This is a genomic window from Pseudomonas sp. BN415 (assembly GCF_029871195.1).
Lineage (GTDB): Bacteria > Pseudomonadota > Gammaproteobacteria > Pseudomonadales > Pseudomonadaceae > Metapseudomonas > Metapseudomonas resinovorans.
On record NZ_SSOK01000061.1, the window covers coordinates 174,180 to 200,940 of the forward strand.

Here is a 26,761-nt window from a genome sequence, read left to right on the forward strand (position 1 = left end):
CTATCTGCCATTCGTAGATCCCAAGGTATCCACAGATGAATCCTATCCGTGACACCATCGTCGCCGTCGCCACCGCCCAGGGCCGGGGGGGCGTGGGCATCGTCCGCGTATCCGGACCCCACGCCGCGCGGATCGCCGAAGCCATCAGCGGTCGCTCGCCCAAACCCCGCTTTGCTCACTATGGCCCCTTCCTTGATGGTTCCGGGCAAACCCTGGACCAAGGAATCGCGCTCTATTTTCCAGGCCCCAACTCCTTCACCGGAGAAGATGTCTTTGAACTCCAGGGCCACGGCGGCCCGGTCGTACTCGACCTGCTGCTGCGCCGTTGCATGGAACTGGGGGCTCGCCAGGCACGTCCCGGTGAGTTTAGCGAGCGAGCATTCCTCAATGACAAACTCGACCTGGCCCAAGCGGAAGCCATCGCCGATCTCATCGAAGCCAGTTCCGAACAGGCGGCGCGCAATGCCTTGCGCTCGCTGCAGGGCGAGTTCTCCAAGCGCGTACATGGACTGACCGAGAAGCTGATAGAGCTACGCATCTACGTGGAGGCCGCCATCGACTTCCCCGAGGAAGAAATAGATTTCCTCGCCGATGGCCATGTGCTTGGCCTTCTGGATGGCGTGAGGGAAAACTTATCCACAGTCATCCGAGAAGCCGGCCAGGGCGCTCTGCTGCGCGATGGCATGACCGTAGTGATCGCTGGTCGCCCCAATGCTGGAAAATCCAGTCTGTTGAATGCGCTGGCAGGGCGCGAAGCAGCCATCGTGACCGAAATCGCCGGCACCACCCGCGACGTATTGCGGGAACATATCCACATCGATGGCATGCCCCTGCACGTTGTAGATACTGCCGGCCTGCGCGATACCGACGACCATGTGGAAAAGATTGGCGTCGAGCGCGCCCTCAAGGCCATTGGCGAGGCTGACCGGGTGCTTCTGGTGGTAGACGCTACCGCACCCGAAGCGGCCAATCCTTTCGCACTATGGCCAGAGTTCCTTGACCAGGAGCCGGAGCCAACGAAGGTCACCCTCATCCGAAACAAAGCCGATCTCAGTGGCGAGGCTAGCGCGCTTGAAATCAGCGACGATGGGCATGTCACCCTCAGCCTGTCGGCTCGCTCCGGAGACGGCCTTGAGCTGCTTCGCGAACACCTGAAGGCCTGCATGGGTTATCAACAGACTGCCGAAAGCAGCTTCAGCGCCCGTCGTCGTCACCTTGAAGCCCTGCGTCAGGCGGGTTCCTTCCTTGATCACGGCCGTTCCCAGCTTACGCTCGCCAGCGCTGGCGAACTGCTCGCCGAGGACCTGCGCCAAGCCCAGCAGGCCTTGGGCGAAATCACTGGCGCATTCAGCTCCGACGACCTGCTTGGCCGCATCTTCTCCAGCTTCTGCATCGGCAAGTAAGCGTCCCCCCTCCTTTCTTATCCACAGAGAACGCAACTGCCTGCCAAACGGGCGGTTCGTTCCTGCCTTCTCGCCTGAAAAATCCTTCGCCGGAACCCTGTTGATAACTGGCCCTTAACCCAGTCCATAACCCTGGTGAAAAGCCGATGGATAAATCTCCTGTGCATAACTGCCATTTAGATACACAGCTTTCTGACGGCATACTCAACGGCTACAGCCAGGAACGCCACAGAGTTATCATCCTCTGAGACTGCCGGTCTTAACGGTCTTGATTAACTTATCAACAGAAAAGCCTTTCCCTAAGGTATAAACATAAAAACAGGCTTTTTAAGAAATTCTTCTCTCTTTTCTATTCTTACCCACAGAGACTTTTCCCCATCTGGATAACTTCCCGGGGAGAAGGCCGGGAAAGCTATTGGCTATTTTTTGGCCAGACGGCTTCATGAGAGCGAGTGAATTCCCCTATACTGTGCGGCTTTCTCTATTTCCCAGCCTTGAACAGGCACGAGGTGCGTGGTGGATTTCCCTTCCCGTTTTGACGTGATCGTGATCGGTGGCGGCCATGCCGGCACTGAGGCCGCCTTGGCGGCCGCACGCATGGGCGTGAAGACCCTGCTGCTGACCCACAATGTGGAAACCCTCGGCCAGATGAGCTGCAACCCGGCCATCGGTGGCATCGGCAAGAGCCACCTGGTCAAAGAGATCGATGCCCTCGGCGGCGCCATGGCTATCGCCACGGACCTGGGGGGCATCCAGTTCCGTGTACTGAACAGCCGCAAGGGACCAGCCGTTCGTGCCACGCGCGCTCAGGCTGACCGCGTGCTCTACAAGGCCGCGATTCGCGAGATTCTCGAGAACCAGCCGAACCTGTGGATATTCCAGCAGGCCTGTGACGACCTGATCGTCGAGAACGACCAGGTCAGAGGCGTCGTGACTCAGATGGGTTTGCGCTTCCTCGCTGAATCCGTAGTGCTCACCACGGGCACCTTCCTCGGCGGACTTATCCACATTGGTCTACAAAACTATTCGGGCGGCCGCGCAGGCGATCCGCCGTCCACTGCGCTGGCCCGCCGCCTGCGAGAGCTGCCGCTGCGTGTCGGTCGACTGAAAACCGGCACCCCGCCGCGCATCGACGGTCGCTCTGTGGATTTCTCGGTAATGACCGAGCAACCAGGCGACACCCCGATCCCGGTCATGTCCTTCCTCGGCTCGAAGGAACAGCACCCGCGCCAGGTCAGCTGCTGGATCACCCATACCAACTCGCGGACCCACGAGATCATCGCCAGTAACCTCGATCGCTCGCCGATGTATTCCGGCGTGATCGAAGGCATCGGTCCGCGCTACTGCCCGTCCATCGAAGACAAGATCCACCGCTTCGCCGACAAGGACAGTCACCAGGTGTTCCTCGAGCCGGAAGGTCTGACCACCAATGAGCTGTATCCCAACGGTATCTCCACATCGCTGCCATTCGACGTGCAGCTGGACATCGTCCGGTCCATTCGCGGTATGGAGAACGCGCATATCGTGCGTCCGGGCTATGCCATCGAATATGACTACTTCGATCCACGCGACCTGAAGTACAGCCTGGAAACCAAAGTCATCTCCGGCCTGTTCTTCGCCGGCCAGATCAACGGCACCACGGGCTACGAAGAAGCCGGCGCCCAGGGCCTGCTCGCTGGCGCCAATGCCGCCCTGCGCGCCCAGGGCAAAGAAGCCTGGTGTCCGCGTCGCGACGAGGCCTACATCGGCGTACTGGTAGACGACCTGATTACCCTGGGTACCCAGGAGCCCTACCGCATGTTTACGTCACGCGCCGAGTACCGGTTGATCCTGCGCGAGGACAACGCCGACCTGCGCCTCACCGAAAAGGGCCGCGAGCTCGGCCTCGTGGACGACAACCGCTGGGCGGCTTTCGAAGCCAAGCGCGAGGGCATCGCACTCGAAGAGCAACGGCTGAAAAGCACCTGGGTCCGTCCTGGAACGCCCGAGGGCGATGCAATCGCCCAGCGTTTCGGCACCCCGCTGGCCCATGAATACAACCTGCTCAACTTGCTGAGCCGTCCGGAAATCGATTACGCCGGACTGGTGGAAGTCACCGGTGGTGGCGCGGAGGATTCGCAAGTTGCCGAGCAGGTAGAGATCAAGACCAAATACGCCGGTTACATCGACCGGCAGCAGGACGAGATCGCACGCCTTCGGGCCAGCGAAGATATTCGACTGCCTGACGACCTGGACTACGCCACCATCTCGGGTCTCTCCAAGGAAATCCAGCACAAGCTCGGCAACTCCCGTCCGGAGACTCTCGGCCAGGCCGGTCGTATCCCCGGCGTGACCCCGGCGGCGATTTCCCTGTTGCTGATCCACCTGAAGAAACGCGGTGCCGGCCGCCAGCTGGAGCAGAGCGCCTGATGTCCCTGGTTTCCCAGCGCCATGCCGACGAACTGGCCACTGGCGCACAGCAACTCGCTGTAGAACTCACCCCGGAAAAGCAGGAAAAGCTCCTCGCCTACCTCGCCTTACTGATCAAGTGGAACAAGGCTTACAACCTGACTGCGGTCCGTGATCCGGATGAAATGGTCTCGCGCCACCTCCTCGATAGCCTGAGCGTTGTGTCTCATGTCGCCGAGCTTGGGGATAACTGGCTGGACGTCGGTAGTGGCGGCGGTATGCCGGGCATACCGCTGGCCATCCTGTTCCCGGAGCGCCGCTTCACCCTGCTCGATTCCAATGGCAAGAAGACCCGTTTCCTGACCCAAGTGAAGCTGGAACTGAAACTCACCAACCTCGAAGTGGTCCACAACCGGGTCGAAGCCTTCGCTCCCGAGCAGCCGTTCAATGGCATCGTCTCGCGCGCCTTCAGTTCGTTGGAGGATTTCAGCAACTGGACGCGCCATCTCGGCGATGGCGAAACACGCTGGCTGGCCATGAAAGGCTTGCACCCGGACGACGAGCTGCAGGCACTGCCTGCGGACTTCCGCGTCGAGTCCGCGCATCAGCTGGAGGTTCCCGGTTGCCAAGGTCAGCGCCATCTGCTGATACTGCGCCGCACGCTATGAGGGGGAAGGCAGCCATGGCCAAGGTATTCGCAATTGCCAATCAGAAAGGCGGGGTCGGCAAGACCACCACCTGTGTCAACCTCGCCGCGTCGCTGGTCGCTACCAAGCGGCGCGTGCTGCTGATCGACCTCGATCCCCAGGGCAACGCCACCATGGGCAGCGGCATCGACAAGCTTGCCCTTGAGCATTCCGTCTATGACGTGCTGACCGGCGAGTGCGACCTGGCTACGGCCATGCAGTACTCCGAGCACGGCGGCTACCAGCTGTTGCCGGCCAACCGCGATCTCACCGCTGCGGAAGTGGCATTGCTGGACATGCCCAGCAAGGAACATCGCCTGCGCGAAGCCCTCGCACCCATTCGCGAGAATTACGATTACATCCTCATCGACTGCCCGCCTTCGCTGTCGATGTTGACGATCAACGCTTTGGTCGCTTCCGATGGCGTGATCATCCCCATGCAGTGCGAGTACTACGCACTCGAAGGCTTGTCGGACCTGATGAACAGCATCCAGCGCATCGGCCAGCTGCTGAACCCGAACCTGAAGATCGAGGGCCTGTTGCGCACCATGTACGATCCGCGCATCAGCCTGACCAACGACGTTTCGGCGCAGCTCAAGGAACACTTCGGCGACAAGCTCTACGATGCTGTCATCCCTCGTAACGTACGGCTGGCCGAAGCCCCTAGCTTCGGCATGCCGGCCCTGGTCTACGACAAGCAATCCCGTGGCGCCATCGCCTATCTGGCGCTGGCTGGCGAACTGGTCCGACGCCAGCGCGCCAAAGCCAAAACCGCTACCGCATAAGGAATCCGCATGGCCGCGAAAAAACGAGGTCTGGGCCGTGGCTTGGACGCCCTGTTGGGCGGCAGTACCGTCACCACGCTTGAAGAAGAAGCCGTAAAGGTCGATACCCGCGAGCTTCAGCACCTGCCCCTGGACCTGATCCAGCGCGGCAAGTATCAGCCCCGCCGCGACATGGACCCCACTGCCCTGGAAGAACTGGCCCAGTCGATCAGGGTTCAGGGCGTCATGCAGCCCATCGTGGTGCGCCCCATCGGTGCGGGACGCTTCGAGATCATCGCCGGTGAGCGCCGCTGGCGCGCCAGCCAGCAAGCCGGGCTGGACAAAATCCCGGCCATGGTCCGAGAAGTGCCCGACGAAGCCGCCATCGCCATGGCGCTGATCGAAAACATCCAGCGCGAGGACCTCAACCCCATCGAGGAAGCCATCGCGCTGCAGCGTCTGCAGCAGGAATTTCAACTCACTCAACAGCAAGTGGCTGAAGCGGTCGGCAAGTCCCGCGTCACCATTACCAACCTCCTGCGCCTGATCGGCTTGCCTGAAGAGATCAAGACCCTCCTTTCCCACGGCGACCTGGAAATGGGGCACGCTCGGGCGCTGCTCGGTCTACCCCTGGAGCGTCAGGTGGAGGGGGCGCGACATGTTGTCGCACGAGGCCTGACCGTGCGCCAGGCCGAAGCACTGGTACGGCAGTGGCTGAACGCCACTGAAAAAGCTGTCGAGCCGGTCAAGGCTGATCCGGATATCAGCCGGCTTGAACAGCGCCTGGCTGAGCGGCTGGGCGCTCCGGTGCAGATCAAGCACGGCCAGAAAGGCAAAGGTCAACTGGTCATCCGATACAACTCCCTCGACGAGCTGCAGGGCGTCCTGGCCCACATTCGCTGAAACATTTGGCGCTGTAGCGACGGTCGGATTTCACTACCCGGCAGTTGAACAGGGGGGGTTCCCCCCCTATACTCTGCGCGCAATTTTGTCGGCACAAAGTATGCCAAGTCGTTGATTCCAGCGGCCGACACCAGAGGAACTGCTGCGATGGATATCCGCACGCCAAACCGCTTGCCCGTCCATCGTCTACCGGTCTTTCCGGTGTTGCTGGTTCAACTGGTCGTACTGCTGCTCGCCGCTGTCGTTCTCTGGCAGTGGCGGGGTACGGTGGCTGGATATTCTGGCTTGTGCGGCGGCTTGATCGCCTGGTTGCCGAACCTGTATTTCGCCCGCAAGGCGTTCCGTTACAGCGGAGCCCGTGCAGCCCAGGCGATAGTCCGCTCTTTCTATGCGGGCGAGATGGGCAAGTTGATTTTGACGGCAGTGCTGTTTGCACTGACGTTTGCAGGTGTGAAACCCCTGGATGCGCCGGCAGTTTTCGGCGCTTTCCTGCTGACTCAGTCCGTCAGCTGGTTCGCGCCCCTGCTGATGAGAACAAGATTTTCGAAACCTTAGGGCGTTTGAGGCAAACATGGCAGAGCAAACCGCTTCGGGCTATATCCAGCACCACCTGCAGAACCTGACCTTCGGTCGTCTGTCCAATGGCGATTGGGGCTTCGCCCACAGCGCCGAGCAAGCTAAGGAAATGGGCTTCTGGGCTTTCCACGTCGACACCCTGGGCTGGTCCATCGGACTGGGCCTGATCTTCGTGCTCCTGTTCCGCCTGGCGGCCAAGAAAGCCACCTCCGGCATCCCTGGTGGTCTGCAGAACCTGGTGGAAGTCATGATCGACTTCGTCGACACCAACGTTAAGGACACTTTCCACGGTCGTAATCCGCTGATCGCCCCGTTGGCGCTGACCATCTTCGTCTGGATCTTCCTGATGAACGCCATCGACCTGATCCCGGTGGACTGGATCCCGATGCTGGCCGTCCTCATTTCCGGTGATTCGCACATTCCGTTCCGTGCTGTTCCGACCACCGACCCGAATGCCACCCTGGGTATGGCCTTCTCGGTGTTCGGCCTGATCATCTTCTACAGCATCAAGGTCAAAGGCATCGGCGGCTTCCTGGGCGAACTGACCCTGCACCCCTTCAGCAGCAAGAACATCTTCGTTCAGATCCTGCTGATTCCGGTCAACTTCCTGCTCGAGTTCGTCACCCTGATCGCCAAGCCGATCTCTCTGGCACTGCGTCTGTTCGGCAACATGTACGCCGGCGAGCTGGTGTTCATCCTGATCGCCGTGATGTTCGGCGCCGGCATTCTGCTGCTGAGCGGCCTGGGCATTGCCTTGCAGTGGGCGTGGGCTGTGTTCCACATCCTGATCATCACCCTGCAGGCCTTCATCTTCATGATGCTGACCATCGTCTATCTGTCGATGGCGCATGAGGACAACCATTAAGAACCTCTTGGTGCACCTGGTCGCTCTCCCGCTGGGAGGAAATCAAGTGCACCGGTGATTCTGATGGTCTCGCGCCACGGCGCGGGAAGCCCGCAAGGGCAGTGGGAACAAAACGATTTCGCTTTACCGCTTCACTTAAACCTTAACCAACACGACATAAAGTCGGGAGGAAAAATGGAAACTGTAGTAGGTCTGACCGCGATCGCCGTAGCTCTGCTGATTGGTCTGGGTGCCCTGGGTACCGCCATTGGCTTCGGTCTGCTGGGTGGCAAGTTCCTGGAAGGCGCTGCTCGTCAGCCGGAAATGGTTCCGATGCTGCAAGTTAAAATGTTCATCGTGGCCGGTCTGCTTGACGCCGTAACCATGATCGGCGTTGGTATCGCTCTGTTCTTCACCTTCGCTAACCCGTTCATTGCTCAGGTAGCCCAGTAATCCTCGATTTTCGAGGATTCGACTGACAACGAACGAGCGAGGTGTTGGCGTGAATATTAATGCAACCCTGATCGGCCAGTCCGTTGCGTTCTTCATCTTCGTACTGTTCTGCATGAAGTTCGTGTGGCCTCCGGTCATCACTGCTCTGCGTGAACGTCAGAAGAAGATCGCTGATGGCCTGGACGCTGCCAACCGTGCGGCTCGTGACCTGGAGCTGGCCCATGAAAAAGTGGGTCAGCAACTGCGCGAAGCCAAGGCTCAGGCAGCTGAAATCATTGAGCAAGCCAAAAAGCGCGCTACCCAGATCGTCGATGAATCTCGCGATCAGGCACGTGCTGAAGGTGAGCGCCTGAAGGCGCAAGCTCAGGCCGAGATCGAGCAGGAACTGAACAGCGTCAAAGACGCGCTGCGCGCCCAACTGGGTAGCCTGGCCGTTAATGGTGCCGAGAAGATCCTGGGTGCCACTATCGATCAAAACGCGCACGCGGAGCTGGTTAACAAACTGGCAGCCGAAATTTAAGCGAGGGCGATCATGGCAGAACTGACCACGCTGGCCCGACCTTACGCCAAGGCTGCTTTCGAGTACGCCCAGGCCCATCAGCAGCTGGCCGCTTGGTCGGCCATGCTAGGCCTGGCCGCTGCGGTGTCGCAGGACGACACCATGCAGCGTGTGCTCAAAGCCCCGCGACTGACGAGCGCAGAGAAAGCCAACGCCTTCATAGAGGTGGTTGGCGACAAGTTCGACGCCCAGGCACAGAACTTCATCCACGTTGTTTCCGAGAATGGCCGCCTCGTGCTGCTGCCGGAAATTGCCGAACAGTTCGAGCTCTACAAGGCCGAACAAGAGAAATCGGTAGACGTGGAAGTCACCAGTGCCTTCGCATTGAGCGATGAACAGCAAGACAAACTCGCCAAGGTTCTCAGCGCACGGCTCAGCCGGGAAGTGCGTCTGCACGCCGTGGAAGACTCCAGCCTCATAGGTGGTGTAGTCATCCGCGCCGGCGACCTGGTTATCGATGGCTCGGTTCGCGGCAAAATCGCGAAACTGGCCGAAGCGTTGAAATCTTGAGTTTGAAGGGGCAGCAGAGCAATGCAGCAACTCAATCCTTCCGAAATTAGTGAAATCATCAAGGGACGTATCGAGAAACTCGACGTCTCTTCCCAAGCCCGCAACGAGGGCACCATCGTTTCCGTCTCCGACGGCATCGTGCGCATTCACGGCCTGGCCGATGTGATGTACGGTGAGATGATCGAGTTCCCGGGCGGCGTTTACGGTATGGCGCTGAACCTGGAGCAAGACTCCGTTGGTGCCGTGATCCTGGGCAAGTACACCGGTCTGGCCGAAGGTATGAGCGCCAAGTGCACCGGCCGCATCCTGGAAGTCCCGGTTGGTCCGGAACTGCTGGGTCGCGTCGTTGACGCCCTGGGCAACCCGATCGACGGCAAAGGTCCGATCAACGCTGCTGCCACCGATGCGGTGGAAAAAGTAGCGCCGGGCGTGATCTGGCGTAAGTCGGTAGACCAGCCGGTACAGACTGGCTACAAGGCCGTTGACGCCATGATCCCGATCGGCCGTGGCCAGCGTGAGCTGATCATCGGCGACCGTCAGATCGGCAAGACCGCCCTGGCTGTCGACGCCATCATCAACCAGAAGAACAGCGGCATCCGCTGCGTATACGTAGCCATCGGTCAGAAGCAATCGACCATCGCCAACGTAGTTCGCAAGCTGGAAGAAAACGGCGCCCTGGCCAACACCATCATCGTGGCCGCCAGTGCTTCCGAATCCCCTGCTCTGCAGTACATCGCTCCGTACTCTGGCTGCACCATGGGTGAATACTTCCGCGACCGCGGTGAAGACGCCCTGATCATTTACGATGACCTGTCCAAGCAGGCCGTAGCCTACCGCCAGATCTCCCTGCTGCTGCGCCGCCCGCCGGGCCGCGAAGCCTACCCGGGCGACGTGTTCTATCTCCACAGCCGTCTGCTGGAGCGCGCTTCCCGCGTTTCCGAAGAGTACGTCGAGAAGTTCACCAACGGCGCTGTGAAAGGCAAGACCGGTTCCCTGACCGCCCTGCCGATCATCGAAACTCAGGCTGGTGACGTTTCCGCGTTCGTTCCGACCAACGTGATCTCCATCACCGACGGTCAGATCTTCCTGGAATCCGCCCTGTTCAACTCGGGTATCCGTCCGGCCGTTAACGCCGGTATCTCGGTATCCCGTGTGGGTGGCGCGGCCCAGACCAAGATCATCAAGAAGCTGTCCGGTGGTATCCGTACCGCCCTGGCCCAGTACCGTGAACTGGCTGCGTTCGCGCAGTTCGCTTCCGACCTGGACGAGGCTACCCGCAAGCAGCTCGAGCATGGTCAGCGCGTTACCGAGCTGATGAAGCAGAAGCAATACGCGCCCATGTCCATTGCCGACATGTCGCTGAGCCTGTACGCCGCTGAGCGTGGCTTCCTGCAGGACATCGAGCTCGCCAAGATCGGCGCCTTCGAACAAGCCTTGATCGCCTACTTCAACCGTGATCACGCCGCACTGATGGCGAAGATCAACGAGAAGGGTGACTTCAACGACGAGATCGACGCCGGCATCAAGGCTGGTATCGAGAAGTTCAAGGCCACCCAAACCTGGTAAGCCGCAGCGGGGGGTCGTAAGGCCCCCCGCCTGCTAACCCGATAGGTGTTACATGGCAGGCGCAAAAGAGATTCGCAGCAAGATTGCGAGCATCAAAAGCACGCAGAAGATCACCAGCGCCATGGAAAAGGTGGCGGTCAGCAAGATGCGCAGGGCTCAACTGCGTATGGCTGCCAGCCGCCCCTACGCGGAGCGCATCCGCCAGGTGATCGGTCATTTGGCCAACGCGAACCCGGAATACCGCCATCCCTTCATGATCGAGCGTGAGGTCAAGCGCGTCGGTTACGTGGTGGTGAGCAGCGACCGTGGTTTGTGCGGCGGCTTGAACATCAACCTGTTCAAGACACTGGTCAAAGACATGGCGGGTTACCGTCAGGACGGCGTGGAGATCGACCTCTGCGTGATTGGTGGCAAGGGTGCGGCCTTCTTCCGCAACTACGGCGGTAACGTCGTTGCAGCCATCAGCCACCTCGGCGAGGAACCCTCGATCAACGACCTGATCGGCAGCGTCAAGGTCATGCTCGATGCATACCTGGACGGCCGTATCGATCGCCTGTTCGTGGTCTCCAACAAGTTCGTCAACACCATGACGCAGAAGCCGACCGTGGACCAACTGGTTCCGCTGGTGGCCGACCCGGATCAAGAGTTGAAGCATCACTGGGATTACCTCTACGAACCCGACGCCAAGGAGATCCTCGAAGGTCTGCTGGTGCGCTACGTGGAATCCCAGGTGTATCAGGCCGTGGTAGAAAACAACGCCTGCGAGCAGGCGGCACGGATGATCGCGATGAAGAACGCCACCGACAACGCCGGTGACCTGATCAGCAACCTCCAGCTGATCTACAACAAGGCGCGTCAGGCAGCGATCACTCAAGAGATTTCGGAAATCGTCGGCGGCGCTGCCGCGGTTTAAGACCGGTTCATATATTTAGAGGAACCAGATATGAGTAGCGGACGTATCGTTCAAATCATCGGCGCCGTTATCGACGTGGAATTCCCGCGTGATCAGGTGCCGAACGTATACGACGCGCTGAAAGTCAGCGGCGTCGAAACCACCCTGGAAGTTCAGCAGCAGCTGGGCGACGGCGTGGTTCGTTCCATCGCAATGGGTTCGACCGAAGGCCTCAAGCGTGGCCTGGACGTCTCCAACACTGGCAAAGCCATTTCCGTCCCGGTCGGTAAAGCGACCCTGGGCCGCATCATGGACGTGCTGGGCAACCCGATCGACGAAGCCGGCCCCATTGGCGAAGAAGAGCGCTGGGTTATCCACCGCGACGCTCCGTCCTACGCCGAGCAGGCGGGTGGCAACGAGCTGCTGGAAACCGGCATCAAGGTAATCGACCTGGTTTGCCCCTTCGCCAAAGGCGGTAAGGTCGGCCTGTTCGGTGGCGCCGGTGTAGGCAAGACCGTAAACATGATGGAACTGATCCGTAACATCGCGATCGAGCACAGCGGTTACTCTGTGTTCGCCGGCGTGGGTGAGCGTACTCGTGAGGGTAACGACTTCTACCACGAGATGAAGGATTCCAACGTTCTGGACAAAGTGGCCCTGGTATACGGCCAGATGAACGAGCCGCCGGGCAACCGTCTGCGCGTTGCACTGACCGGCCTGACCATGGCCGAGAAGTTCCGTGACGAAGGCCGCGACGTTCTGCTGTTCGTCGACAACATCTACCGCTACACCCTGGCCGGTACCGAAGTGTCCGCGCTGCTGGGCCGTATGCCGTCCGCTGTGGGTTACCAGCCGACCCTGGCCGAGGAAATGGGCGTTCTGCAAGAGCGCATCACCTCCACCAAGACCGGTTCGATCACCTCCATCCAGGCCGTATACGTTCCTGCGGACGACCTGACCGACCCGTCCCCGGCGACCACCTTCGCCCACCTGGACGCCACCGTCGTACTGTCCCGTGATATCGCGTCCCTGGGTATCTACCCGGCCGTTGATCCGCTGGACTCGACCTCCCGCCAGCTGGACCCGCTGGTGATCGGTCAGGACCACTACGAGACCGCTCGTGGCGTTCAGTACGTTCTGCAGCGTTACAAGGAACTGAAGGACATCATCGCGATCCTGGGTATGGACGAACTGTCCGAAGCGGACAAGCAGCTCGTTAACCGTGCTCGTAAGATCCAGCGCTTCCTGTCCCAGCCGTTCTTCGTGGCCGAAGTCTTCACCGGTTCCCCGGGCAAGTACGTGTCGCTGAAGGACACCATCGCTGGCTTCAAAGGCATCCTCAACGGTGACTACGACCACCTGCCCGAGCAGGCGTTCTACATGGTCGGCGGCATCGAAGAAGCCATCGAGAAAGCGAAGAAACTGTAACCCCCTGAGCGCCCGGCAACGGGCGCTTACGTGAGGCAAGCGTATGGCTATTACTGTCCATTGCGATATCGTCAGCGCCGAAGCGGAGATCTTCTCCGGTCTGGTGGAGATGGTGATTGCGCACGGCCACCTGGGCGATCTGGGTATCGCTCCGGGTCACGCCCCGCTGATCACCGACCTCAAGCCGGGTCCGATCCGCCTGGTCAAGCAGGGTGGTGAGGAGGAGGTGTACTACATCTCTGGTGGTTTCCTCGAGGTCCAGCCCAACATGGTGAAGGTTCTGGCCGACACCGTGCTGCGCGCCGGCGACCTGGACGAAGCTGCTGCTCAGGAGTCCCTCAAGGCTGCTGAGAAGGCCCTCCACGAGAAGGGCGCGGAGTTCGATTACTCCGCCGCCTCCGCTCGTCTGGCCGAGGCCGCGGCGCAGCTGCGTACCGTCCAGCAGATCCGCAAGAAGTTCGGCGGCTAAGGCCCAAGGCTTCTTTGTGGATAAGTAAAAGGGTAGCCTTGGCTGCCCTTTTTCTTTTCCGGCATTCCGGTTTTCGCTTACCAGCCTGATTCGGTGATTTTTTCCATGTCCCTCGATATCGTCATCCTCGCCGCTGGCCAGGGCACGCGCATGCGTTCGGCCCTGCCCAAGGTCCTGCATCCGGTGGCCGGCAAGGCCATGCTCGGCCACGTCATCGATACTGCCCGCAAGCTCGAGCCCAAGAGCATCCATGTGGTGATTGGCCACGGTGCCGAAACCGTCCGTGAGCGACTGGCCGCAGAGGACCTGAACTTCGTTCTCCAGGCAGAGCAGCTGGGTACCGGCCACGCCGTCGCCCAGGCCCTGCCGCAGTTGTCCGCCGAGCGCGTGCTGATCCTTTACGGCGACGTGCCGTTGATCGAAGTGGAAACCCTGCAGCGTCTACTGGAGAAGGTGAGGGAAGATCAGCTCGCCCTCCTTACCGTCGAGCTGGAAGACCCCACCGGCTACGGCCGTATCGTTCGTGACGCCGGCGGCGTGGTGAAGGCGATCGTTGAGCACAAGGACGCCACCGCTGAGCAGCGCACCATCCGTGAGGGCAATACCGGAATCCTCGCCGTTCCCGGGAAGCGCCTGACTGATTGGCTCGGACGCCTGTCCAACGACAACGCCCAGGGCGAGTACTACCTTACCGACGTCATTGCGATGGCTGTGGCCGACGGCCTGGTGGTGGCTACCGAGCATCCCCATGACGCCATGGAAGTACAGGGGGCCAACGATCGCATCCAGCTTGCTGAACTCGAACGCCACTACCAGAAACGTGCCGCTCGCCGTTTGATGGCCCAGGGTGTGACCCTGCTGGATCCGGCCCGCTTCGACCTTCGCGGCGAAGCGACCGTGGGCCGCGATGTACTGATTGATGTGAACGTGATCCTCGAAGGCAAGGTCGTGATCGAGGACGGTGTGCAGATCGGCCCGAACTGTGTGATCAGGGACAGCACCTTGCGTCGCGGTGCCGTGGTCAAGGCCAACAGCCACCTGGAAGGTGCCGAGTTGGGCGAGGGTGCCGATTGTGGTCCGTTTGCGCGCCTGCGTCCTGGGGCCGTGCTGGGCGCCAATGCTCATGTGGGTAACTTCGTCGAGCTGAAGAACACCGTGATGGGGGAGGGCGCCAAGGCCGGCCACCTGGCCTATCTCGGCGATGCTGATATCGGTGCACGTACCAACATCGGTGCCGGCACCATCACTTGTAACTACGATGGCGCCAACAAGTTTCGCACCGTGATGGGCGAAGATGTCTTCATCGGTTCCAACAGCGCTCTGGTGGCCCCGGTCACCCTGGGCGACGGTGCGACAACTGGTGCCGGTTCGACCATCACCCAGGACGTACCCGCCAATACCTTGGCTGTCGGCCGCGCCAAGCAGCGCAACATTGAAGGCTGGAAGCGTCCGCTGAAGATCAAGAAGTAGGTCTGTGGATAAGCGACCTGTGGATAACGTGTGATCCAGACGAAAGGCGGCCCAGGCCGCCTTTTGTCGTTTTCGGGGTTGACGCAAAAGCTTCGTTAGGTTTTGATTCGCGCCATTATCTTTCGAAACGAAACTTTCGTTGATGTCGAAGCGCAACACGCCCCAACGCCGCCACGCTATCCTTGCGCTGCTCGACGAGCAGGGCGAGGTGAGTGTCGACGCGCTGGCAAAGGCCTTCGCCACGTCCGAAGTGACCATCCGTAAAGACCTGACCGCGCTGGAGAAGAACGGCCTGCTGCTGCGCCGTTACGGCGGCGCCGTGCCGATGCCCCAGGAACTGATCGGGGAAGGCAGCCAGCCGGTATCGTCCTACAAGCTGGCGATCGCCCGCACTGCGGTCAGCTGTATCCGCGAACACGCGCGCATCATTATCGACAGCGGCAGCACCACCGCGGCGATGATTCCCGAGCTCGGCCACAAACCTGGCCTGGTGGTGATGACCAATTCCCTCAGCGTCGCCAATGCCTTGCGCGAGCTGGAGCATGAGCCCGTGCTGCTGATGACCGGCGGCACCTGGGATCCGCATTCCGAATCCTTCCAGGGCCAGGTCGCCGAGCAGGTTCTGCGTTCGTACGATTTTGACCAACTGTTCATCGGTGCCGACGGGATCGATTTGCAGCGCGGCACGACCACATTCAACGAACTGCTGGGGCTTTCGCGGGTCATGGCCGAAGTGGCCCGCGAGGTGATCGTCCTTGCCGAATCGGACAAGGTCGGCCGGCGCATCCCCAACCTGGAGCTGCCCTGGAGCAGTATCCATACCCTGATTACCGATGAGCGCCTTGCTGCCGAAGCGCGCGAACAGATAGCTGCGCGCGGGGTCAAGTTGATCTGCGCGCGTATTGATTGAGATAGGAGAACAGCCATGTGTGGCATCGTTGGCGCCATCGCCGAGCGCAATATCACCGCAATCCTGGTCGAGGGCCTGAAGCGCCTCGAGTACCGTGGCTATGACAGTGCCGGGGTGGCCGTCTTCACCAACGATGGCGATCTGGACCGTCGTCGCCGCGTCGGCAAAGTTGCCGGGTTGGAGCAGGCACTGGCCGAGCAGCCCCTGGCCGGTCGACTGGGCATCGCCCACACCCGTTGGGCGACCCACGGCGCTCCCAGTGAGCGCAACGCCCACCCGCATTTCTCCGGTGACCAGCTGGCCGTCGTGCACAACGGCATCATCGAGAACTACGAAGCACTCCGTGAGCAGCTCAAGGGGCTTGGCTACGTCTTTACTTCGGACACCGATACCGAAGTCATCGTGCACCTGTTGCACCACAAACTGAAGACCGTCACCGACCTTGCCGATGCACTCAAGTTCGCAGTGGCCGAGCTGCATGGCGCCTATGGCCTGGCTGTGATCAGTGCCAGCCAGCCCGACCGCTTGCTCGCAGCCCGCAGCGGCAGCCCCCTGGTGATCGGCCTGGGCCTGGGCGAGAACTTCCTCGCCTCTGACCAACTGGCGCTGCGCCAGGTTACCGACCGCTTCATCTACCTGGAAGAAGGCGACATCGCCGAGATCCGCCGCGATAGCGTGCAGATCTGGGACGAGCAAGGTCATGCGGTTCAGCGTGAGCAGGTGCAGTACCACGAAGGCGCCGAAGCTGCCGACAAGGGCGAGTATCGCCACTTCATGCTTAAGGAAATCCACGAGCAGCCCAAGGTCGTGCAACGCACCCTGGAAGGCCGGCTGGGCATCGACCATGTGCTGGTCAACGCCTTTGGTCCGCGCGCCGCTGAGCTCTTCGCCAAGGTCCGTAACGTCCAGATCGTCGCCTGCGGTACCAGCTACCACGCCGGCATGGTCGCCCGTTACTGGCTGGAAGACTTGGCCGGTATCCCTTGCCAGATCGAAGTGGCCAGCGAGTTCCGCTACCGCAAGGTGGTGGTCCAGCCGGACACCCTGTTCGTGACCATTTCGCAGTCCGGCGAAACCGCCGATACCCTGGCTGCCCTGCGTAACGCCAAGGAGCTGGGCTACCTGACCAGCCTGGCCATTTGCAACGTCGGCACCAGCTCCCTGGTGCGCGAATCCGACCTGACCCTGCTGACCCAGGCCGGCCCGGAAATCGGCGTGGCCTCCACCAAAGCCTTCACCACCCAACTGGTCGGCCTGATGCTCCTGACCCTGTCCCTCGGCCAGGTACGCGGCACGCTGGATGCGGGCGTAGAGGCCGGACTGGTGGAAGAACTACGTCGTCTGCCGACCCGCCTGGGCGAAGCCCTGGCCATGGACAAGACCGTGGAGAAGGTCGCGGAGCTGTTCGCCGAGAAGCACCACACCCTGTTCCTAGGCCGCGGTGCCCAGTACCCGGTGGCGATGGAGGGCTCGCTGAAGCTCAAGGAGATCTCCTACATCCATGCGGAGGCCTACCCGGCCGGTGAACTCAAGCACGGTCCGCTGGCCCTGGTGGACAGCGACATGCCAGTGGTCACCGTCGCGCCGAACAACGAACTGGTGGAGAAGCTCAAATCCAACCTCCAGGAAGTGCGTGCCCGTGGCGGTGAGCTGATCGTGTTCGCTGACCGTGAAGCAGGTATCGACAATGGCGTGGGCACTCATGTCGTGGCCATGCCGCACATCGATGACTTCTTGGCACCGATCCTCTACACCATCCCGCTGCAGCTGCTGTCTTACTACGTCGCCGTGCTCAAGGGCACTGACGTGGACCAACCGCGAAACCTCGCGAAGTCCGTGACTGTCGAATAGTTCAGGCACTTCGAACTGGAGAAGCCCGGTTCGCCGGGCTTTTTTGTTGTCTAAATTGATGGAGGCTATCAACTCGATAGTCTGACAACCGTTCAGGGTGGTCTACCTTTCCAGTGTCCTTGGTGAAGGAGGAGTTCCCATGCTTGCGCAACTTCCGCCGCTCCTGCGCGATCTGAAACTGCCGCTGCGCTTGCAGCTCTGGGATGGCAAGGAAATCGACCTCGGCCCGAATCCCACGGTGACCATGACGGTGAAAGATCCCAGTCTGGTCTCCCTGCTCAGCCGGCCAAGCCTCGACACGCTGGGCGCTGCCTACGTCGAAGGGCGCGTGGAACTTACCGGGCCGATTCTGGAGGTGATCCGGGTTGGCGATGCCCTGAGTGAAGCGCTGATTGGTGACGAAGATGCGACGGTTCCCGAGCGCCAATCCCACGACAAGGCTACCGACGCTGCGGCTGTCTCCTATCACTACGATCTGTCCAATGACTTCTATGCGCTCTGGCTGGACCCCGAGATGGTCTATTCCTGCGCTTACTACCCGACCGGAACCGAGGATCTGGCCAGCGCCCAGCAGGCCAAGCTGCACCACCTTTGCCGCAAGCTTCGGCTGAAACCCGGCGAGTACCTGCTTGACGTGGGTTGTGGCTGGGGAGGGCTGGCGCGCTTCGCCGCGCGCGAGTACGGCGTCCAGGTGTTCGGCATCACCCTGAGCCAAGAGCAACTTGCCTTGGGGCGGGAGCGGGTCAAGGCCGAAGGGTTAGAGGGCAAGATTGATCTGGAACTGCTGGATTATCGTGACTTGCCGCAGGACGGCCGCTTCGACAAGGTGGTCAGCGTCGGCATGTTCGAACACGTCGGCCATGCCAATCTGCCGGTCTACTGCCAGCGGCTGTATGGTGCAGTGCGCGCAGGTGGGCTGGTTATGAACCATGGCATTACCGCGCGCCATCCGGATGGCCGTCCGGTCGGACGGGGTGCTGGCGACTTCATCGACCGTTACGTCTTCCCCCACGGCGAACTGCCACATCTGGCCACCATGGTTACGGAATTGAGTCTCGCCGGCCTCGAAGTGGCGGATGTGGAGAGCTTACGGCTGCACTACGCGCGGACCCTGGAGTTCTGGAGCTGCAATCTGGAAGCCAACCTGGCCAAGGCCGCCCAGTTGGTGCCTGAGCAAGCGCTACGCATCTGGCGGCTGTATCTGGCCGGTTGTTCCCACGCCTTCCAGAAGGGCTGGATCAACCTGCACCAGATCCTCGCCACCAAGCCCCATGCGGATGGGGCCCTTGAGTTGCCGTGGAGCAGGGCGGACCTCTACGTTTCATAGCGCCAGGCATATTCAGCTACGGCGTCGTGGGCGTGGAGGCTTTCCGAATGCACGACCCGTAGCTTGTAGCCCTCCAGCCAATCTTGTTCGCGCAGGGCCCTGCCCAGGCGTCGAGCGGCATCCTCGCAAAACATCAGATTCTTGCCATTGGCCAGGGCAAAGGCTTGCTCATCCGCGCGCTTGACTGCTGTCTGGACGGCGGTGCCCAAGGCCTGTTCGGCCAGGTCGGCCAGACGACGAATCGGAATGGATTGGAACGTTCCCAGGCGCACCCACAGCCTGGCGTTGCTGCGCTGGCTGTGTGGGGTGGCGACTATGCCCTGGGTGCTGCCCAGCCAGGCCAGCACGTGCTCCAGCTCCAGCGGGTGGTCGGCGAAATCCATGGTGAATCGTTGCTGGATCAACTGACGAGCAAGGGCGGCGGAACACGGGCACGTGGACGAGTAAGCCAACTCCAGCTGAAGTTCCACGTGGAACCCCCGTCGATCCTGGCGCGCAAGGATTTCAAAAGGATATGCCCTCCATCCAGATAGGGCGCTGACCAGCGCTGGTCGCTTGAGCAGCATCTCGCCGTACAGCCTCAGGCTGGCGCTGGTGGACAGTCCCTGATGACTATCCAGGAAGCGCGCCAGCACCCGGCGCAGGAGGTGGGTGGACAGTTCCTGCTGCTCCAGTTCTTCCAGTGCCAGATAAAGCCGCGACATATGGATACCCCGAGCACTGGCGTCATCCAGGCTGACACCGGCATCGGCGTGTGCGACGACACGCTGGCTGTCTACCAGCAATGGCTGGGCAATACCGCACATGCCGACCCAGTCCAGGGGCAGGTTGAGGCTGTCGGTTTGGGCGGCGATATCCGGGAGAGGGATGACGTTCATCGGGAGGGCTCTTGAAATCGATGACTAATGTTATGTTATAACAAGTTTAAGTCAATGAAGATCGCCACCATGCCAGACACTCCACTCAGCCGCGAAGAACTGTTGGCCCAACCCGCCGAGGCCTACATGAACGACATCCAGCGCGCGTACTTCCGTGATCTGCTGGAGCGCCAGCGAGAGGAATTGCGCCAGCAGATTGACGATGAGTTTGGTGCGCTGCGTGAGGTCGAGCCGGCCAGTGACGAAATCGATCTCGCCAGCCGCGAGGAACAGCGGCTGTGGCAGTTGCGTCTGCTGGAACGGGAGAAGCGGCTGCTGGACAAGATCGACGAAGCCCTGAGTCGCATCGCCCGAGGCGAGTATGGCTGGTGCGAGGAAAGCGGCGATCCCATTGGCCTGCGTCGCCTGTTGCTACGCCCCACGGCAACCCTCTGCCTGGAGGCCAAACAACGCCAGGAACGACAAGAACGCCACCATCGCCCCGCCTGAAGGACACCACCATGGACCAACGCTTACCTGTCACCCTGCTGTCCGGCTTCCTCGGCGCCGGCAAGAGCACGCTGCTCAACCATGTGCTGCGCAATCGCGATCAGCTACGTGTGGCCGTGATCGTCAATGACATGAGCGAAATCAACATCGATGCCAGCGAGGTACAGCGGGACGTCAGCCTGAACCGCGCCGAAGAGCGCCTCGTCGAGATGAGTAACGGATGCATCTGCTGCACCCTGCGTGAGGACCTGCTGGAAGAGGTCAGTCGTCTCGCCCGCGAGGGGCGCTTCGATTACCTGCTGATCGAATCCACCGGCATCTCCGAACCGCTGCCGGTGGCCGAGACCTTCACCTTTCGCGACGAGCAGGGCCGAAGCCTTTCCGATGTGGCCCGCCTGGATACCCTGGTGACGGTAGTGGATGGGGTGAACTTCCTGCGTGACTACCAGACCGGGGAAAGCCTTGAAAGCCATGGTGAATCCTTGGGCCAGGACGATGAACGCTCGATCAGCGACCTGCTGATCGAGCAGGTGGAATTCGCTGACGTGTTGTTGATCAGCAAGGCCGACCTGATCTCCAGTGCGGAGCGCGACGAACTGACCGCCATCCTGCGCCGCCTCAATCCCGTTGCTGATGTGCTGCCCATGGTCATGGGCCAGGTAGACCTCAAGCGCATCCTCGATACCGGCCGTTTCGATTTCGATCGTGCCGCCCAGGCGCCGGGCTGGCTGAAGGAATTACGGGGCGAGCACACCCCGGAAACCGAGGAATATGGCATCGCTTCCACGGCGTACCGCGCGCGAAGGCCGTTCCATCCGACGCGCTTTTTCCACTTTCTGAATCGCGAATGGAGCAATGGTCGCCTGTTGCGTTCCAAGGGGTTCTTCTGGCTGGCCAGCCGCTACCGCGACGCCGGTAGCTGGTCCCAGGCCGGTGGCCTGATGCGCTACGGACTGGCCGGTGCCTGGTGGCGCTTCGTACCCCGTGAGCGCTGGCCCGACGACGAGGAGGGCCTGCGCACGGTGCTCCAGCACTGGACCGCGGACGTGGGGGACTGCCGCCAGGAACTGGTGTTCATCGGCCAGGGGATCGACTTCCAGCGCCTGCAGGCCGAACTGGATGCCTGCCTGCTGGATGAGGACGAGATGGCCGGGGGGCCGGAAGGCTGGAGTCTGCTGCCCGACCCCTTCGGCCCGTGGCACGTCGAGGAGGCTGCCTGATGCGGGTACAGCAGCTGGACTCCACCCCATACCCAGTGCTGGGCGATGGCCCGGACGTGCTCGGTGAGGCATTGCAGGACGGGGTCAACCTCGCCATCTGGCGCCGGCAACTACCCCTGCATGTCCAGGGCTTCGCCAACAGCCTGCTGGCGCTGGGTGAGCCGCTGGCCGAGTCCCTGATCCTGGAACTGCCAGATGCGGATTGCGAGCCCAACCTCTCTGACCTCGTCGCCGGCTTCGCCGACCTGGAGGGGCACCGGGGATTCATCGCGGACGTGGGCTGGTTGGTGCGAGCTTTCGCCTGTCTGGTGGATGCCCGGCGCATCGGCTTGCGTCTGCGTCGCCTGGACAAACCCATGTGCCCGCGCTTCCACGTTGACCATGTGCCGCTGCGGCTGATCACCACCTACGCGGGAGCGGGCAGCCAGTGGCTGCGAGAGGGCGAGATGGTGCGTTCGCGTTTGGGCGATCCCGCCGCCGAGCCGGTCCGGGTTGTGGATAACCAGCAGATGGCTGCCGGCCATGTTGCCCTGTTCAAGGGCGAGAAGTGGCAGGGCAATGAGGGGCGTGGAATTATCCACAGGTCGCCGCAGGACGTGCCGGACAAGGGCCGGTTGCTGCTTACACTGGACTGGTTGGGTTAGGTGCAGCTTCTGGCGGCTCTGCGTCACTCCCACTGGCCCTGGCTCTGCCCTTCGCAAAAGGGCTTCAGGTAGCGCGCATCGCTGGCTACACCGTAATAGTGAATGTCCTGGCGATAGGGCTGGTTGCTGACCCTGGCATTGCGACAGACGCCAAAGGCTCCGCTGGGGCAGTTATCCACAAAGCTCACGTCGATCTTCTGCCCTTTCATTTCCGGCTTGCAGAAGCCGTCACGGAAGAGTTGCCGCGGGATGCTACGGTTCTCCTGGCAGATCTTCACGTCCACGCCCTCGCCCTGGCTGTGCACCACACAGGCATCGGCATGGGCACCAGAGGACAGCAACAGCAGCACGGGCAACAACCAGACACGCATCGGGAGGGTCTCCAGGCAATGAAGGACGCGACTCTAGCACGGTGCTTTCTAAGCCCGCTGTGAAGCAGCACCATAGGTCCATGCTTACTCATATCCCTACCCATCTCATTGCCGGCCCCCTGGGGGCCGGCAAAACCAGCCTGATCCGGCATCTGCTGGCGCAGCGTCCTGCGCACGAACGCTGGGCGGTGCTGATCAACGAATTCGGGCAGATAGGCCTGGACGCCGCATTGCTGGCCCGCAACGACGACGGGATCGCCATCGCCGAGGTGGCGGGCGGCTGCGTCTGCTGCGTCAACGGCGCGCCCTTCCAGGTTGGCCTCGGCCGGCTTCTGCGCAAGGCACGGCCGGACCGGCTACTGATTGAGCCCTCCGGACTCGGACACCCGGTCGAGCTACTGCGTCAGCTACGCGAACCCCCTTGGGAAGGCGTTTTGGCGCTACAGCCAAGCGTCGTGGTGCTTGACGCAGCGGCGCTGGCTACCGGCCAGCTACTGCCAGACAGCCAGCGGGAGGCCATTTCCAGCGCTGGCCTTGTGCTACTAAACAAGGCCGAAAACCTGGATTCGGTCACCTGTGAACAACTTGCCGCCACATTACCTGCCGTGCCCATGCTGTGGACGACGCAGGGCAGGCTTGAAATCCAGTGCCTTCCAGGCATCCATGCACAGAGTGGAAAAGCTGTTGGTATCAATGGTTTACCAACAGGTGTGGATAAGCCTCAGGTTCTGTGGAGGAATCCGGCCGAGCCGATCTGCCAGATCCAGGTGAGCGACGATGCCTGGAGCATCGGCTGGCGCTGGCATCCCAGCCAACAGTTCGAGCTGATGCGTGTGCAGCAATGGCTGGCCAGCCTGCCCTGGCGCCGCGCCAAGCTGGTACTGCAGAGCAACGCCGGCTGGCTCTCCGGGAACGCCCTGGACGGCGCGCCGATCCACTGGCAAGCCAGCGAGTGGCGCAGGGATTCGCGTCTGGAGCTGATCTTCGCCGGGCCCCAGGACGAGGCGGCGCTGAAGGCGGGAATGGCAGCTTGCCGGCTTCCGTAGGGTAGGGCGGGTGGCGTCCCGCGAGGTCCAGGTTCCACGGCGGTGGGTTTCGCTTCGCTCTGCGCCATCCTACGGTCCGTGCATGTTCGGGGCGGAAACAAAAACGGGCCCCGAAGGGCCCGTCTGATGTCGATCCTTGTCCGGGATCAGTCCTGGTTCATCCGCGAATGGGTGCGGGTGTCCTTCATGAACACGTACACCAGCAGCGAACAGGCGATACAAGCGGTGACGTACCAGTAGAAGCCACTTTCCATGCCGATGCTCTTGAACCACAGGGCCACGTACTCGGCGGTGCCGCCGAAGATCGATACGGTCAATGCATAGGGCAGGCCCACGCCCAGGGCGCGGATCTCGGTGGGGAACAGCTCGGCCTTAACCACGGCGTTGATCGAGGTGTAGCCGCTGACGATTACCAGCGCCGCCATGATCAGGAAGAACGCGCCCCACCAGGTCTCAATGGTGTGCAAGGTACTGAGGATCGGGTAAGTGAACAGAGTGCCCATCACGCCAAAGGCGATCAGGATCGGGCGCCGGCCGATCTTGTCGGAAAGCCCGCCGACGATGGGCTGCAGCAGCATGAACAGGAACAGCGTGGCGGCCGAGATCATGGTCGAGTCGTTCTTGGCCATGCCCACGGTGTTCACCAGGTACTTCTGCATGTAGGTGGTGTACGTGTAGAAGGCCAGGGTGCCGCCCATGGTCAGGCCGATCACGGTGAGCACTTCCTTCGGGTGGCGCATCAGGGTGCGCAGCAGGCTTTCCTTCGGCTTGTCCTTCTTCTTGGTGAAGGAGTCAGTCTCTTCCATACCGCGACGCAGGAACATGGCCACCACCGCGCACAGGGCGCCGATGAAGAAGGGCACGCGCCAGCCCCAGCTTTCCAGCTGCTCGGTGGTCAGGGTCTGCTGAAGGATGATCAGCACCGCCAGCGCGATGAGCTGACCGGAGATCAGGGTCACGTACTGGAAGCTGGAGAAGAAGCCGCGTTGCTCCTTGGTTGCCATCTCCGACAGGTAGGTGGCCGAGGTGCCGTACTCACCGCCCACCGAGAGGCCCTGTAACAGGCGTGCGACCACCAACAGGATTGGCGCCGCCACACCAATGGTCTCGTAGCTGGGGGTCAGGGCGATGATCAGCGAGCCGAAACACATCAGCAGCACCGAGGCCAGCAGCGCGGCCTTGCGGCCCTTGCGGTCGGCGTAGATGCCCATCAACCAGCCGCCGATGGGGCGCATCAGGAAGCCCACGGCGAAGATCGCCGCCGTGTTGAGCAGTTGGGCGGTCATGTCGCCCTGGGGGAAGAACGCTTTGGCGAAGTACAGCGAGAAGGCGGCGTACACGTACCAGTCGTACCACTCGACCAGGTTGCCGACCGAACCGCTGAAAATGGATTTGATGCGTTGTGATGTCGTGCGGGGTTCTGCAGAGGCAGCCAGGGTGCTGGAGCTATCCATCATCTTTCCTCGACGCTTAGTAGTTGTTGTCGTGGGCGCTGGCCAAGGCCGCGCTTGTGCGCAGGGCACATAGCAGGAGCTGTGCCAGGGGAGGAAAGGCCCGGAATAGAAGGGTTACAGCCTGATTTCGCGGCGCTTATGCGCGGAATCCTGCCGATGCCGCGGGGGCGATGAGCAAGATTCCGCCGATGGCAAAGGGCCTGGCGCGGAACTCCTGTAAGGACGATTTCAATCGCCAAGCGGAGCGTAGGTTCGTCCCCAGGATTATCAGGGGGCAGCTGCGCTGCCCTTGACGAATGAATTCGCGCCTACCGGGGTGAGGTCAATCGTCGGCGTCCGGGAGGAACTCGCTGCGCTCCAGGCCGTGGCGGAGCATCTTCTCGTTGAGGGTGCGGCGCGGCAGTTGCAGCAAGGTCATCACCGCCTTGATGTCGCCCTGGCAGCGGGCCAAGGCCTGGCGCAAGCATTGCGCTTCGTAGGCTTCCATCAGGTCGGCCAGAGAGGGTTCGCCTTCGCGTTCTGCCTGGCCTGTGGATAACCCCAGTACGTGGCGCTCGGCGGCGTTGGCCAGTTCGCGCACGTTACCTGGCCAGTTGTGTGCCAGCAGTTGCGCCAGCTCGGCCGGTGTCAGGGTCGGTTGTGGCCGGCTCAGCCGCTCGCTCGCCTGGCGGGCAAAATGCTCGAACAGCAGGGGAATGTCTTCACGCCGCTCGCGCAGCGGTGGCAACTGCAGTTCGGCCACGTTCAGGCGGTAGAGCAGGTCCTCGCGGAAGCGCCCGGCGCGGACTTCCTCGCGCAGATCCGGTTTGGTGGCCGCCACTACGCGGATATCCACAGCAATGCTCTGGTTCGAGCCCAGGCGCTCCAGGCGCTGTTCCTGCAGGACCCGCAGCAGCTTTACCTGCTGGGCGAGGGGCATGCTTTCGATCTCGTCGAGGAACAGCGTGCCGCCGTGGGCGTGCTCGATCTTGCCGATGCGTTTGCCCTGGGCGCCGGTAAAGGCGCCGCTTTCGTGACCGAACAGTTCGCTCTCGAAGAGATTCTCCGGGATGGCCGCACAGTTCAGTGCCACGAAGGGTTTACCGGCGCGGGGACCGAAGTCGTGCAGGCAGCGCGCGACCATTTCCTTGCCGGAGCCAGTCTCGCCACGTAGCAGGATGTTCACGGGTGTCGCGGCAAGGTCGAGCACTTGCCGTCGCAGTAGCCCCATGGGGCGGGCAACACCAAGCAGGCGGCCTTCGAGCTGGTCCTTGAGCTCCGCCTGCACGCGCAGACGACGGTTTTCCTGGACCAGCCGGCGCTTTTCCAGGGCGCGGCGCAGGCTTTCCAGCAGGCGCTCGGCGGTGAAGGGCTTCTCGATGAAGTCATAGGCACCCAGGCGCATGGCTTCGACCGCCTGGGGCACATCGCCATGGCCGGTGACCATCAGGAAGGGCAGTTCGCGGTCCAGCGCTTGCACCGCCTGGAGCAGCGCCATGCCGTCCATGCCGGGCATGCGCAGGTCGCTGACGACTACCCCGGGGAAATCGGCATCAAGGCGTTTCAGGCAGTCCTCGGCACTGGATTCCACCCGCACTTCGAAGCCGGATAGCTCAAGCCACTCTCGCACGGCTTCGCGGATGGCCGCTTCGTCGTCGACGAAGATCACCTGGGCAGTCAT

Annotated in this window: 26 protein-coding genes; 22 read left to right on the forward strand and 4 right to left on the reverse strand. The window is 61.6% G+C overall.

Translation table 11 applies throughout. The features are described 5' to 3' along the window. Nucleotides 1-35: 35 nt before the first annotated feature. The 18 genes from mnmE to cfaB all read left to right on the forward strand — a co-directional run bounded on the left by mnmE (nt 36) and on the right by cfaB (nt 18,999). A complete protein-coding gene (gene mnmE / locus E8F20_RS19190) occupies nt 36-1,403 on the forward strand; it encodes a tRNA uridine-5-carboxymethylaminomethyl(34) synthesis GTPase MnmE (protein ID WP_280285155.1) in 1,368 nt (455 codons plus the stop codon). Between the two features lie 516 nt (nt 1,404-1,919). Further along, nucleotides 1,920-3,812 carry a tRNA uridine-5-carboxymethylaminomethyl(34) synthesis enzyme MnmG gene (mnmG, locus tag E8F20_RS19195; RefSeq protein ID WP_280285156.1) on the forward strand — a complete coding sequence of 631 codons (1,893 nt, stop codon included), beginning with the start codon at nt 1,920-1,922 and terminating at the stop codon, nt 3,810-3,812. Then, nucleotides 3,812-4,459 carry a 16S rRNA (guanine(527)-N(7))-methyltransferase RsmG gene (gene rsmG, locus E8F20_RS19200; protein WP_280285157.1) on the forward strand — a complete coding sequence of 216 codons (648 nt, stop codon included), beginning with the start codon at nt 3,812-3,814 and terminating at the stop codon, nt 4,457-4,459. The genes mnmG and rsmG overlap by 1 nt, the downstream gene beginning before the upstream one ends. Nucleotides 4,460-4,473: 14 nt before the next feature. After that, complete coding sequence (locus E8F20_RS19205) at nt 4,474-5,262, forward strand: ParA family protein (RefSeq protein ID WP_028627005.1); 789 nt, start codon at nt 4,474-4,476, stop codon at nt 5,260-5,262. A gap of 9 nt (nt 5,263-5,271) precedes the next feature. Next, nucleotides 5,272-6,144: a ParB/RepB/Spo0J family partition protein gene (locus tag E8F20_RS19210; protein ID WP_280285158.1), complete on the forward strand. Its 873-nt coding sequence runs from the start codon at nt 5,272-5,274 to the stop codon at nt 6,142-6,144. A 147-nt stretch (nt 6,145-6,291) separates the two neighbouring features. After that, nucleotides 6,292-6,699 (forward strand): F0F1 ATP synthase subunit I, encoded by a 408-nt coding sequence (locus E8F20_RS19215; RefSeq protein WP_280285159.1) that lies wholly within the window; start codon nt 6,292-6,294, stop codon nt 6,697-6,699. 16 nt (nt 6,700-6,715) lie between these two features. After that, nucleotides 6,716-7,585 (forward strand): F0F1 ATP synthase subunit A, encoded by an 870-nt coding sequence (gene atpB / locus E8F20_RS19220; protein ID WP_280285160.1) that lies wholly within the window; start codon nt 6,716-6,718, stop codon nt 7,583-7,585. A 174-nt stretch (nt 7,586-7,759) separates the two neighbouring features. Further along, on the forward strand, nt 7,760-8,017 hold the full coding sequence (gene atpE, locus E8F20_RS19225; RefSeq protein WP_003457994.1) for a F0F1 ATP synthase subunit C: 258 nt from the start codon (nt 7,760-7,762) through the stop codon (nt 8,015-8,017). 49 nt (nt 8,018-8,066) lie between these two features. After that, the gene (locus tag E8F20_RS19230; protein ID WP_077527493.1) at nt 8,067-8,537 is read left to right on the forward strand and encodes a F0F1 ATP synthase subunit B; all 471 of its coding nucleotides are present in this window, start codon (nt 8,067-8,069) and stop codon (nt 8,535-8,537) included. Between the two features lie 12 nt (nt 8,538-8,549). Next, on the forward strand, nt 8,550-9,086 hold the full coding sequence (locus E8F20_RS19235; protein ID WP_280285161.1) for a F0F1 ATP synthase subunit delta: 537 nt from the start codon (nt 8,550-8,552) through the stop codon (nt 9,084-9,086). 21 nt (nt 9,087-9,107) lie between these two features. After that, entirely contained in the window at nt 9,108-10,652 is a 1,545-nt protein-coding gene (gene atpA / locus E8F20_RS19240; protein ID WP_280285162.1) for a F0F1 ATP synthase subunit alpha, read from the forward strand. Nucleotides 10,653-10,704: 52 nt separating this feature from the next. Continuing rightward, a complete protein-coding gene (atpG, locus tag E8F20_RS19245) occupies nt 10,705-11,565 on the forward strand; it encodes a F0F1 ATP synthase subunit gamma (RefSeq protein ID WP_120653846.1) in 861 nt (286 codons plus the stop codon). Nucleotides 11,566-11,595: 30 nt separating this feature from the next. Beyond that, on the forward strand, nt 11,596-12,972 hold the full coding sequence (atpD, locus tag E8F20_RS19250) for a F0F1 ATP synthase subunit beta (RefSeq protein ID WP_028626997.1): 1,377 nt from the start codon (nt 11,596-11,598) through the stop codon (nt 12,970-12,972). Nucleotides 12,973-13,015: 43 nt separating this feature from the next. After that, on the forward strand, nt 13,016-13,441 hold the full coding sequence (locus tag E8F20_RS19255) for a F0F1 ATP synthase subunit epsilon (RefSeq protein ID WP_120653847.1): 426 nt from the start codon (nt 13,016-13,018) through the stop codon (nt 13,439-13,441). Between the two features lie 105 nt (nt 13,442-13,546). Continuing rightward, complete coding sequence (gene glmU, locus E8F20_RS19260) at nt 13,547-14,911, forward strand: bifunctional UDP-N-acetylglucosamine diphosphorylase/glucosamine-1-phosphate N-acetyltransferase GlmU (protein WP_280285163.1); 1,365 nt, start codon at nt 13,547-13,549, stop codon at nt 14,909-14,911. A gap of 139 nt (nt 14,912-15,050) precedes the next feature. Beyond that, nucleotides 15,051-15,821 (forward strand): DeoR family transcriptional regulator, encoded by a 771-nt coding sequence (locus E8F20_RS19265; protein ID WP_280285165.1) that lies wholly within the window; start codon nt 15,051-15,053, stop codon nt 15,819-15,821. 15 nt (nt 15,822-15,836) lie between these two features. Next, on the forward strand, nt 15,837-17,672 hold the full coding sequence (gene glmS, locus E8F20_RS19270) for a glutamine--fructose-6-phosphate transaminase (isomerizing) (RefSeq protein WP_280285166.1): 1,836 nt from the start codon (nt 15,837-15,839) through the stop codon (nt 17,670-17,672). A 139-nt stretch (nt 17,673-17,811) separates the two neighbouring features. Beyond that, complete coding sequence (cfaB, locus tag E8F20_RS19275; RefSeq protein WP_280285168.1) at nt 17,812-18,999, forward strand: C17 cyclopropane fatty acid synthase CfaB; 1,188 nt, start codon at nt 17,812-17,814, stop codon at nt 18,997-18,999. Here cfaB and folE2 read toward each other — a convergent pair. Further along, nucleotides 18,987-19,877, reverse strand: a complete 891-nt coding sequence (gene folE2, locus E8F20_RS19280) for a GTP cyclohydrolase FolE2 (protein WP_280285170.1) — start codon at nt 19,875-19,877, stop codon at nt 18,987-18,989. The genes cfaB and folE2 overlap by 13 nt on opposite strands. 54 nt (nt 19,878-19,931) lie before the next feature. Between folE2 and dksA the strand changes: the two genes are divergently transcribed. Genes dksA through E8F20_RS19295 form a run of 3 tightly spaced genes read left to right on the forward strand, consistent with a single transcriptional unit; the run spans nt 19,932 to nt 22,230 of the window. Beyond that, a complete protein-coding gene (gene dksA / locus E8F20_RS19285) occupies nt 19,932-20,366 on the forward strand; it encodes an RNA polymerase-binding protein DksA (protein WP_280285171.1) in 435 nt (144 codons plus the stop codon). Nucleotides 20,367-20,377: 11 nt separating this feature from the next. After that, nucleotides 20,378-21,586, forward strand: a complete 1,209-nt coding sequence (gene zigA, locus E8F20_RS19290) for a zinc metallochaperone GTPase ZigA (protein WP_280285172.1) — start codon at nt 20,378-20,380, stop codon at nt 21,584-21,586. Continuing rightward, a complete protein-coding gene (locus E8F20_RS19295) occupies nt 21,586-22,230 on the forward strand; it encodes a DUF1826 domain-containing protein (RefSeq protein ID WP_280285173.1) in 645 nt (214 codons plus the stop codon). Before zigA ends, E8F20_RS19295 begins: the two co-directional genes overlap by 1 nt. A 23-nt stretch (nt 22,231-22,253) precedes the next feature. Here the strand turns inward: E8F20_RS19295 and E8F20_RS19300 are convergent, their stop codons facing one another. After that, a complete protein-coding gene (locus E8F20_RS19300) occupies nt 22,254-22,601 on the reverse strand; it encodes an NADH:ubiquinone oxidoreductase (protein WP_280285174.1) in 348 nt (115 codons plus the stop codon). An 80-nt stretch (nt 22,602-22,681) separates the two neighbouring features. Here E8F20_RS19300 and E8F20_RS19305 point away from each other — a divergent pair, with 80 nt between their 5' ends. Next, entirely contained in the window at nt 22,682-23,647 is a 966-nt protein-coding gene (locus tag E8F20_RS19305) for a CobW-like GTP-binding protein (protein ID WP_280285175.1), read from the forward strand. A 146-nt stretch (nt 23,648-23,793) separates the two neighbouring features. Here the strand turns inward: E8F20_RS19305 and E8F20_RS19310 are convergent, their stop codons facing one another. Together E8F20_RS19310 and E8F20_RS19315 are read right to left on the reverse strand one after the other, a co-directional pair. Further along, nucleotides 23,794-25,101, reverse strand: a complete 1,308-nt coding sequence (locus E8F20_RS19310; RefSeq protein ID WP_280285176.1) for an MFS transporter — start codon at nt 25,099-25,101, stop codon at nt 23,794-23,796. A gap of 322 nt (nt 25,102-25,423) precedes the next feature. Further along, nucleotides 25,424-26,761 carry a sigma-54 dependent transcriptional regulator gene (locus E8F20_RS19315; RefSeq protein ID WP_280285178.1) on the reverse strand — a complete coding sequence of 446 codons (1,338 nt, stop codon included), beginning with the start codon at nt 26,759-26,761 and terminating at the stop codon, nt 25,424-25,426.

Bases quoted from the DNA above. Each gene is read 5' to 3' on its own strand.
- mnmE (WP_280285155.1), top strand. From the start codon at position 36: ATGAATCCTATCCGTGACACCATCGTCGCCGTCGCCACCGCCCAGGGC.
- rsmG (WP_280285157.1), top strand. From the start codon at position 3,812: ATGTCCCTGGTTTCCCAGCGCCATGCCGACGAACTGGCCACTGGCGCA.
- E8F20_RS19205 (WP_028627005.1), top strand. From the start codon at position 4,474: ATGGCCAAGGTATTCGCAATTGCCAATCAGAAAGGCGGGGTCGGCAAG.
- E8F20_RS19210 (WP_280285158.1), top strand. From the start codon at position 5,272: ATGGCCGCGAAAAAACGAGGTCTGGGCCGTGGCTTGGACGCCCTGTTG.
- E8F20_RS19215 (WP_280285159.1), top strand. From the start codon at position 6,292: ATGGATATCCGCACGCCAAACCGCTTGCCCGTCCATCGTCTACCGGTC.
- atpB (WP_280285160.1), top strand. From the start codon at position 6,716: ATGGCAGAGCAAACCGCTTCGGGCTATATCCAGCACCACCTGCAGAAC.
- atpE (WP_003457994.1), top strand. From the start codon at position 7,760: ATGGAAACTGTAGTAGGTCTGACCGCGATCGCCGTAGCTCTGCTGATT.
- E8F20_RS19235 (WP_280285161.1), top strand. From the start codon at position 8,550: ATGGCAGAACTGACCACGCTGGCCCGACCTTACGCCAAGGCTGCTTTC.
- atpA (WP_280285162.1), top strand. From the start codon at position 9,108: ATGCAGCAACTCAATCCTTCCGAAATTAGTGAAATCATCAAGGGACGT.
- atpG (WP_120653846.1), top strand. From the start codon at position 10,705: ATGGCAGGCGCAAAAGAGATTCGCAGCAAGATTGCGAGCATCAAAAGC.
- atpD (WP_028626997.1), top strand. From the start codon at position 11,596: ATGAGTAGCGGACGTATCGTTCAAATCATCGGCGCCGTTATCGACGTG.
- E8F20_RS19255 (WP_120653847.1), top strand. From the start codon at position 13,016: ATGGCTATTACTGTCCATTGCGATATCGTCAGCGCCGAAGCGGAGATC.
- glmU (WP_280285163.1), top strand. From the start codon at position 13,547: ATGTCCCTCGATATCGTCATCCTCGCCGCTGGCCAGGGCACGCGCATG.
- glmS (WP_280285166.1), top strand. From the start codon at position 15,837: ATGTGTGGCATCGTTGGCGCCATCGCCGAGCGCAATATCACCGCAATC.
- cfaB (WP_280285168.1), top strand. From the start codon at position 17,812: ATGCTTGCGCAACTTCCGCCGCTCCTGCGCGATCTGAAACTGCCGCTG.
- folE2 (WP_280285170.1), bottom strand. From the start codon at position 19,877: ATGAACGTCATCCCTCTCCCGGATATCGCCGCCCAAACCGACAGCCTC.
- dksA (WP_280285171.1), top strand. From the start codon at position 19,932: ATGAAGATCGCCACCATGCCAGACACTCCACTCAGCCGCGAAGAACTG.
- zigA (WP_280285172.1), top strand. From the start codon at position 20,378: ATGGACCAACGCTTACCTGTCACCCTGCTGTCCGGCTTCCTCGGCGCC.
- E8F20_RS19295 (WP_280285173.1), top strand. From the start codon at position 21,586: ATGCGGGTACAGCAGCTGGACTCCACCCCATACCCAGTGCTGGGCGAT.
- E8F20_RS19300 (WP_280285174.1), bottom strand. From the start codon at position 22,601: ATGCGTGTCTGGTTGTTGCCCGTGCTGCTGTTGCTGTCCTCTGGTGCC.
- E8F20_RS19305 (WP_280285175.1), top strand. From the start codon at position 22,682: ATGCTTACTCATATCCCTACCCATCTCATTGCCGGCCCCCTGGGGGCC.
- E8F20_RS19310 (WP_280285176.1), bottom strand. From the start codon at position 25,101: ATGGATAGCTCCAGCACCCTGGCTGCCTCTGCAGAACCCCGCACGACA.
- E8F20_RS19315 (WP_280285178.1), bottom strand. From the start codon at position 26,761: ATGACTGCCCAGGTGATCTTCGTCGACGACGAAGCGGCCATCCGCGAA.